Here is an 8584-nt window from a genome sequence, read left to right on the forward strand (position 1 = left end):
GGCGCGACGGGGCTCCCGTCAGGTCACTTGATCCGGTAGGCCCTGATGACGGTCTCGGCGAAGCCGTTGCCGCCGGTGTCGACGGCGTTGACGCGCAGCGAGGCGAACCCGCCGCGCGCGCCGGCCGGGTGCCACGTCTGCGCGGCCCACGTGTCCTTGCCGGCCGGGTGGACCAGCGTGGGCAGCCAGGTGCGGCCGTCGTTGTAGGAGATCTCCACCGTGAGCCTGCGCAGCGGCAGGTCGGGCGAGCCGTCCTGGCGCTGGACGCGCAGCGGGATGCTCATGTGACCCACCGCCGCCCGGTTGCGGTCGTCCAGCTCGGGGGCGATCTTGAGGGTCAGCAGCGGCAGCACCTGCCGCTTGCCCGGCGCGACCGACTTCGACCTGAACCGCCACTCGGCGCTGACCCGCGTGGACAGCTCGGTCTGCTCCGCCGCCCGGTCGGCGGTCAAGGTCAGCCGGTACTCGCTCGCCTTCGTCTCGGCGGGCACGTCGACCGAGCCCGGCAGGTAGTCGGTGGCGTAGATCTCCTTGCCGTCGCGGTAGAGCCTGGCCTGCGGCGCGGTGTAGTCGCCGAAGGAGACGCGGTCCGGCGTGTTGTCCTCGAACAGCCCGGCCGAGAACTGCATCAGGTTCTCGTCACGCCAGGTGTAGTCGCCGTCGGGGTTGAGCGCGGCGGCGAAGACGCCGGTGTTCCAGCGGTCGGTGGTCTTCGTGCCGGCCCGGTAGAGGGTGGTGTCGCCGAAGAAGAACTGGTCGACGTCGTCCCAGCCGTCCGGCGGCGTCTGGTACTGGATGAAGGACGGGTACCAGCCGGTGTCGGCGGGCGTGTAGTACTCGGTCCTGCGGAACGGCAGCGAGAAGCGGGACACCTGGCCGTACGGCATCCACGCCAGCTCCTTGCCGTACAGCAGCGGCAGGGCGAAGTGCTCGCCGAACTTGGCGTCGTGCTGCGTGGCGTACGTGGTGGTGACCTCGGCGAGGTCGCGGCGGCGCGGCTGGTAGCCGGGGTCGGCGGGGATGCGCGGCTCGGCCTTCATCAGGTGGTAGAAGTACGGGCTGTCGTCGTAGCTGCCGTCGGCCTTCGGCTTGGCCCACTGCGTCCACCGGTAGAAGGCGAAGTTCTTGCTCACGGTGCGGGCCGTCGGGATGGCCTTGATGCCCTCGACGCGATCCGCGCCCCACATGCCGGCCAGGTCGACGTCCACGCCCATGGGCTGCACGCCCTCGGCGAGCTGGAGCATGCCGAGCATGCCGACGGCCAGCCGCGCGGTGGGCTCCTCGGTGCGGACGGTCACCGGGCGTGCCTTGCGGGCGTCGGCGGCGACCGTGCGGTCGGCGTCGAGGGTGAACTCCGGGTCGGCGGCCATCACGATGGTGCCGTCGCCGTCCAGCATGAGGGTGACGACGGTGTAGCGGTGGCCCTTCTGCAGCCGCAGGTCCAGCGCGCCACTGGCGATGTCGTAGTTGCGCTGGTCCTTGGTCTCGAGGTCGATCACGCCGGCGAACGCGGCCTGGGCGGGCTGCCCGTCGCTGCCGGTGAAGGTCAGCTTGAGCCCGCGCTTCTCCGGCTCGACCCGCATGCCGATGCCGGTGCGGACGGTGACGTCGGCGTTCCTGGCGATGACCGTGCCGCTGAACGTGCCGGCCGGGCCGGGCTGGGCAGTCACCTTGACCTGGGCGGTGCCGTGCGCGGGCACCTCCACGGCCGTGGCGCCGAGCTTGAACGGCGTCACCGTCGCGCCCTCGCCGTCCTTGGCGATCACGCTGAGGTCCAGCCGGACGGCGGCGTCGCCGTCGTTGCGATAGGTGAGCGTCTGCTCCCTGGGCGCGGGGCTGGGCAGCTCGATCTCGCCCAGGTTCAGGGTGGCGGGCTCGGCCGTGACCCGCTGGGTGACGGCGCGGGCGACGTCCACGCGGCCGGAGCCCTGGACGTAGGCGCCCAGCTCGTCGCCGGGCGCGGTGGCGGCCATGAGCGCCGCCTTGATCCGGTCGGCCTTCCAGTCGGGGTGCTGGCCCGCGACGATCGCGGCGGCCCCTGCCACGTGCGGGGTGGCCATGGAGGTGCCGCTCAGCTCCGTGTACGAGTCGTCGACCGGGGAGCCGGCGGACGTGCCCGCGGCCCGCGCGGCGACGATGCCCACGCCGGGCGCGATCAGGTCGGGCTTGACCGCGCCGTCGCCCACGCGCGGGCCCGTGCTGCTGAACTGGACGACGGTGTCGTCGTCTCGGTAGGAGGCGCCGACGGACAGCGCGCGGTCCGCGGTGCTCGGCGAGCCGACCGTCTGGGGGCCGTCGTTGCCCGACGCGATGACGAACAGCGTGCCGTACTTCTCCGACAGGCTGTTGACGGCCTGCTCCACGGGGTCCTCCCCGGGGGAGTCGGGCTCCCCGAGGCTGAGGTTGGCGACGCGGGCGCCGTTCTCCGCCGCCCAGGTCATGGCCTCGATGATGGCCGAGTTGGGGCAGTAGCCGCTCTGCACGCAGACCTTGCCGATCAGCAGCTTGGCGCCGGGGGCGGCACCCTTGTACCGGCCGCCCGAGGCCGCGCCGGAGCCGGCGATGGTGCTGGCCACGTGGGTGCCGTGGCCGTTGAGGTCGCGGACGTCGGGTTCGTCGGTGAAGTTCTGGGCCTTGGTGACCAGGCCCTGGAGGTCGGGGTGATCGGTGTCGTACCCGGTGTCGAGGACCGCGACGGGCACGTCCTTGCCGGTGAGGCCGGCCGCCCAGGCCTGGGGCGCGCCGATGTGCGGGACGCTGACGTCGAGGGAGAGCTTGGCCTTGCCGTCCAGCCAGATCTTCGCGGGCGCGGCTGCGGCCGTCCTGGCCTGCCCGGTCAGGGCCTTCCACAGCGTGCCCGCGCTGGTGCGGGGCTCGCTCTGGGCGACGCCGTTGATCGCGGGCAGCGGGCGCCCGCCCGCGGCGCGCAGCGCGGCGGCGCCGGTCTGGTCCGAGTACGTCGTGATCAGCGGGAGCGCCGGGCTGGCGGCGTCGTCGTAGCCGAGCGCGGCGAGCCGGGTGACGTTGAACAGCCGGGGGTCGAGCCGGCCCGCGGCCAGGAGGGGCATCGCGTCCGTGGGAACGATGCTGAGCCCGTCCTTGCCCCGGCGGTGCACGAACGTGACCTTCTCCCTGCCGGGGCCGGGCTTGACGTCGAGCTGGGTCTGCTTGTCGGGCAGCTCGCGGAGGATGACCTTGTCGCCGGTGAGGAGGGTGATCGTCTTGGGCGGTCCGGCCTGCGTGGTGGGCTTTTCCGTCTGGGTCGAGCCCTTGGCGGAGGGGGCGGGGGTGGGGGCCGCCTGGGCCGGCGTGGCGGCGGCGATCAGGGCCGTTACCACGACGCCCAGAAGGGCGGATCTCTGAAGCACACCCCGATTTCTAATTGTCAGTGAAATTTGGTGACAAGGTGGTTCATGTGGCCTATTGCGGCAACTGCCGGAAGTGGCCAAGATCGTGAGCATGCTTGGGGGGTCGGGCACGGGAGGTCGTGAGCATGCTTGAGGAGGGTCGGGCGCTGGAGGTCGTGGGCATCAGCGCCTTCGACGAGCGGATCTACCGCGGGGTGCTGGCCAGCCCCGGCATCACCGTGCAGAAGCTGGTCATGCGGAGCGGCGAGAGCGCCGGGCGCATCCAGTCGTCCCTGAGCAGGCTCCGCGCCAAGGGGCTGGTCAGCCGCCTGTGGGGCCGCTCGCCCCGCTGGACCGCGACGAACCCGGGGGCCGCGATCCGCTCCCTGGTGCGCGGCATGCAGGGCGAGCTCGACCGGCTCACCGACACCGCCGACGAGCTGGAGGCCGCCTTCCGCACCGTCGGCCAGGGCACCGAGGAGGGCGGTCAGCTCGAAGTCCTGGCCGGGCCCGAGGAACAGGCCCGGTGGTACGTCCGGCTGCAGCAGGAGGCCAATGAGGAGGTGCTGACCTTCGACCGGCCCCCGTACGTGCTGGACTACCACAACCCGCTCCAGACCGGCCTGCTCCGCAGCGGCGTCCGCTACCGGACCATCTACGTGCCGGAGGCCTTCGACCACGCGGGGGCGCTCGACGAGGTGGGCAGCCTCATCAAGGCCGGGGAGGAGGCGCGGGTCCTGCCCGAGCTGCCGTTCAAGATGGCGATCGTCGACCGGTGGCGGGCGGTCATGCCCCTGCAGATGGACCCGCCGCTGACGCGGGGCGTGCTGATCACGGGGTCGACCATGGTGATGGCGTTGGTGGAGCTGTTCGAGCGGATGTGGCGGGAGGCGCTGCCGGTGCGCCCGGAGTTGTGGCAGGAGCCGGGCGCGCCGCCTGCCGGCGGTTCGCGGTGGGAGGCGGTGGAGGCTGGGCCCTCGGGGACGCCCCTCGGTGCCGAGGCGGGCACACCCGGCCTGGAGACGGGAGCGCTCGGGGCGGGGACGCTCGTGGCTGGGGCCGGGGTTGGGGCTGGGGCTGGGGCGCGCGGCCCTTCGGCGGGGACGCTCGGCTCCGGGGCTGGGGGGCACGGTCCTACGGCCGGGGCACTCAAGCCTTCGCTCGGTCCTTCGCTCGGTCCTTCGGCGGACACGCTCGGGCTGGATGACCGCAGGCTCCTGGCGCTGCTCGCGGCGGGGCTCAAGGACGACGCCATCGCCCGCCAGCTCGGCACCAGCCCGCGCACCCTGCGGCGGCGGCTGCGTCACCTGCTGGACGAGCTGAACGCGGAGACCCGCTTCCAGGCCGGCGCCCAGGCCAGCCGCCGCGGCCTGGTCTGAGGTCGGGAGGCCGGCGCTCCCCTCACCTCCGGTCAGGGAGCCCTGGGAGCCCCTCACCTCCGGCCGGGGAGCCCTGGGAGCCCTTCGCCCCGGCCGGGGAACCCTGGAAGCCCCTCGCCCCGGCCGGGGATCAGGGCCGCAGGGTCGCGTACAGGTCCATGGTGCGGTGGGCGATGCGTTCCCAGGAGAAGTGCTCGACGGCCCTCACCCGCCCGGCCACCCCGAGCGCCTTGGCCCGCGCCGGGTCCCGCAGCAGCGCGTTGACGCGCTCGGCCAGGTCGGCGGCGAAGCGGTCGGGGTCGTACGGCGTGCCGTCGGGCCCCTGGGAGATCGGGACGAGCAGGCCCGTCTCCCCGTCGGCCACCACCTCGGGGATGCCGCCGGTGGCCGTCGCCACCACGGCCGTCTCGCAGGCCATCGCCTCCAGGTTCACGATGCCCATGGGCTCGTACACCGACGGGCACACGAAAACGGTCGCGTGCGTCAGCAGCTGGATCACCTCGGGCTTGGGCAGCATCTCCTGGATCCAGAACACCCCGTCGCGGTCGAGGCCGCGCACCAGCTCGGTGACCTCCGCCGCGATCTCCGGCGTGTCCGGCGCGCCCGCGCACAGCACGAGCTGGGCGTCCCGGTCGAAGGACCGCGCCGCGCGCAGGAGGTGGACCAGGCCCTTCTGCCGGGTGATGCGGCCCACGAAGACGACGTACGGGCGGCGCGGGTCCACCCCGTGCTTCTCCAGCACGTCGAGGTCGGGGTCGGGGGCGTACTCGGCGGTGTCGATGCCGTTGTGGATGACGCTGACCCTGTCCGGCGGGATCTCGGGGTAGGCGGACAGGACGTCGCGGCGCATCCCCTCCGACACCGCGATGACCGCGTCCGCGCTCGCCAGGGCGGTGCGCTCGGCCCACGAGGAGATCGTGTAACCGCCGCCGAGCTGCTCGGCCTTCCACGGCCGCAGCGGCTCAAGGCTGTGCGTGGTGATCACGTGCGGGATGCCGTGCAACATCTTCGCGACATGCCCGGCGAAGTTCGCGTACCAGGTGTGCGAGTGAACGACGTCCGCGCCCTCGCACGCGGCGGCCATCTCCAGGTCGACGCCGAGCACCTGCAGCGCGGCGTTGGCGGCGGCCAGGCCGTCGGGCACCCGGTAGGCCGAGACGCCGGGCTCGGTGCGGTCGGCCCCGAAGCAGCGCACGCGTACGTCGGCCAGTTTCCGCAGCTCCCTGGCCAGGTATTCCATGTGCACCCCGGCCCCGCCGTACACCTCGGGCGGGTACTCCCGGCTGAGCAGATCAACACGCATGACATGACCTTATGGTGGGCCGCGTACGGTGAGCCACCACCGGCGGCGAGTTTCGCGCTCAAGGTCGACCTGAGCACGGGGAACACGGAGCTCGGCGACTCTCCCGGCGACCATTGCGCTACAAATCTGGACACGAAGGGAGTTCTCCATGCCGGGTTTCGTCGATAGATCGGCCATTTGAGGGTAGCGTCCTGGGCATGAGGTCCCGGAGGGTGCTTGCGGTTGTGCTGGCAGGTGGAGAGGGCAAGAGGCTCATGCCGCTCACGGCGGATCGAGCGAAACCGGCGGTGCCGTTCGGGGGGATATATAGGCTCATCGATTTCGTTCTGTCCAACCTGGCGAACGGCGGCTTCCTGAAGATCGTCGTACTGACCCAGTACAAGAACCACAGCCTCGACCGGCACGTCTCGCAGACCTGGCGGCTGTCGGCGATGCTCGGCAACTACGTGACGCCCGTGCCGGCGCAGCAGCGGCTCGGCCCGCGGTGGTTCTCGGGGTCCGCGGACGCGCTGTTCCAGAACCTGAACCTGATCTATGACGAGATGCCCGAGCATGTGATCGTGTTCGGGGCCGACCACATCTACCGGATGGATCCGCGGCAGATGGTCGAGCAGCACGAGGACTCGGGCGCCGACGTGACGGTGGCGGCGATCAGGCAGCCGCTGTCGCTCGCCGACCAGTTCGGGGTGATCGAGACCGACCCCCAGGGCCGCAGGATCGTGGCGTTCAGGGAGAAGCCGAAGGACGCGGTGGGGCTGGCGGACTCGCCCGACGAGGTGTACGCGTCGATGGGCAACTACGTGTTCAAGACCCAGGCGATGATCGACGCGCTGCGGGAGGACGCGCTCGACCCGACGAGCAAGCACGACCTGGGCGGCAACATCATCCCGATGCTCGTCAAGTCGGGCGGTGCCGACGTCTACGACTTCAAGAACAACATCGTGCCGGGCTCCAGCGAGCGCGACCGCGGCTACTGGCGCGACGTGGGGACGCTCGACGCCTACTACGAGGCCCACATGGACCTCATCTCGGCGCACCCCGTGTTCAACCTCTACAACGACAAGTGGCCGATCTTCACCGGCCACGATCCGCTGCCCCCGGCCAAGTTCGTGCACAACGACGGCGACCGGGTGGGGCGGGCCATCGACTCGCTGGTGTCACCCGGCGTGATCGTCTCCGGCGGCACGGCGATCCGGTCGATCCTGTCGCCCAGGGTCGTGCTCCACTCGCACGCGCTGGTGGAGGACTCCGTGCTGATGGAGAACGTCAAGGTCGGCCGGGGCGCCGTCATCCGCAAGGCGATCATCGACAAGAACGTGGTGATCCCGGACGGCGCGCGGATCGGTTTCGACCTCGAATACGACCGCACCCGCTTCGCCCTGACCAGGGGCGGGATCGTGGTGATCGGCAAGAACGAGATCGTCGACCGCTAGCCCCTCCCCCCGCACACTCCCGGCAGCCGACCCGCAACCCGAACAGGTGGCACCCACACCCACCCAACCGACCCACAGCCCGAACAGTCGACCCACGGCCCGAACAGTCGACCCGCGCACGTCCAACCGGCTCGCTCGCAGCTTGAGCGACCGACCCCGCGCGTCCGGCCGCCCGACTGCCTGAGCAGTCGGCCTACGCACATCCAGCCGGCTCACAACCCGAGCGACCGACCCCGCACGCCCAGCCACCCCACAACCTGAGCAGTCGACCTACGCACATCCAGCCGGCTCACAACCCGAGCGACCGACCCCGCACGCCCAGCCACCCCACAACCTGAGCAGTCGACCCACGCACATCCAGCCGGCTCACAACCCGAGCGACCGACCCCGCACGCCCAGCCACCCCACAACCTGACCAGTCGACCCACCCACAGCCTGAACAGTCGCCCGACCCACGGCCTGAACAGTCAGCCCACCCACGACCTGCGCTCTCGGCCACACGAGAACCTTCGCCTGGGGGCGGGGCAGGAGGGGTATCGCCTCCGACGGCATGAGCAGCACCCTCCCCTGCCACCCAGGGGCCGGGGGACACCACCCGGCTGCGCTCCGCCAACCGCACAAAGGCCGGAGGACACCACTTCCGACTGCATCTTGCCGGGGACGGGCGCTGGGACCTTCACCTACAACCACGCGAGCAGAGTCCTCCGCCCAGCCACACGGGGGCCAGAAGGCGTCGCGTCCTACTCCGCAAGCAGCGGCTCTTCACCTGGTCAGCCATGGAGAAGTCGGAGAGAGTAGCGAGCACCAGCGCAAGCAGCGCAGACAGCGGCACAACCACCAGCACCAGCGCGAGCGCGAATAGCAGCCGCTCGAGCGCGCCAAGGTGCGAGGGGCGGCGTGGACGGTCGCGCGGAGAGCAGCAAGGCCAGCAGCACGAGCATCAACGCGGATAACCGCCCGAGAAGCGGCGCGGGCCGCGACACGAGCAGCGCGGACCGCAGCACGAGCAGCAGCGTGAAGGGGCAGCTACGGCAGCTGTAGTTCGGGATCTTCGAGGGATGTGCTCCATGGGGGCGCCTGTGGGCATGGGAACGGCCACCAGCATCATGATCGTTTGTGACG

Annotated in this window: 4 protein-coding genes; 2 read left to right on the forward strand and 2 right to left on the reverse strand. The window is 71.2% G+C overall.

What is annotated here, in order from left to right; all coding sequences use genetic code 11:
* Positions 1 to 23: 23 nt before the first annotated feature.
* Positions 24 to 3368 (reverse strand): S8 family serine peptidase, encoded by a 3345-nt coding sequence (locus ACIBQ1_RS30475; protein ID WP_397282728.1) that lies wholly within the window; start codon positions 3366 to 3368, stop codon positions 24 to 26.
* A 125-nt stretch (positions 3369 to 3493) separates the two neighbouring features.
* Here ACIBQ1_RS30475 and ACIBQ1_RS30480 point away from each other — a divergent pair, with 125 nt between their 5' ends.
* Positions 3494 to 4726 (forward strand): TrmB family transcriptional regulator, encoded by a 1233-nt coding sequence (locus tag ACIBQ1_RS30480; RefSeq protein WP_397282729.1) that lies wholly within the window; start codon positions 3494 to 3496, stop codon positions 4724 to 4726.
* Positions 4727 to 4856: 130 nt separating this feature from the next.
* On the opposite strand, the gene glgA is transcribed toward ACIBQ1_RS30480, so the two are convergent.
* A complete protein-coding gene (glgA, locus tag ACIBQ1_RS30485) occupies positions 4857 to 6029 on the reverse strand; it encodes a glycogen synthase (protein ID WP_397282730.1) in 1173 nt (390 codons plus the stop codon).
* A gap of 197 nt (positions 6030 to 6226) precedes the next feature.
* Here glgA and glgC point away from each other — a divergent pair, with 197 nt between their 5' ends.
* The gene (gene glgC, locus ACIBQ1_RS30490; protein ID WP_397282731.1) at positions 6227 to 7462 is read left to right on the forward strand and encodes a glucose-1-phosphate adenylyltransferase; all 1236 of its coding nucleotides are present in this window, start codon (positions 6227 to 6229) and stop codon (positions 7460 to 7462) included.
* The last annotated feature ends 1122 nt before the right edge of the window (positions 7463 to 8584 follow it).

It is taken from the genome of Nonomuraea sp. NPDC050153, assembly GCF_044460125.1.
Lineage (GTDB): Bacteria > Actinomycetota > Actinomycetes > Streptosporangiales > Streptosporangiaceae > Nonomuraea.

Excerpts from the sequence above, each read along its gene's own strand:
- ACIBQ1_RS30480 (WP_397282729.1), top strand. The coding sequence starts at position 3,494 with ATGCTTGAGGAGGGTCGGGCGCTGGAGGTCGTGGGCATCAGCGCCTTC.
- glgA (WP_397282730.1), bottom strand. The coding sequence starts at position 6,029 with ATGCGTGTTGATCTGCTCAGCCGGGAGTACCCGCCCGAGGTGTACGGC.
- glgC (WP_397282731.1), top strand. The coding sequence starts at position 6,227 with ATGAGGTCCCGGAGGGTGCTTGCGGTTGTGCTGGCAGGTGGAGAGGGC.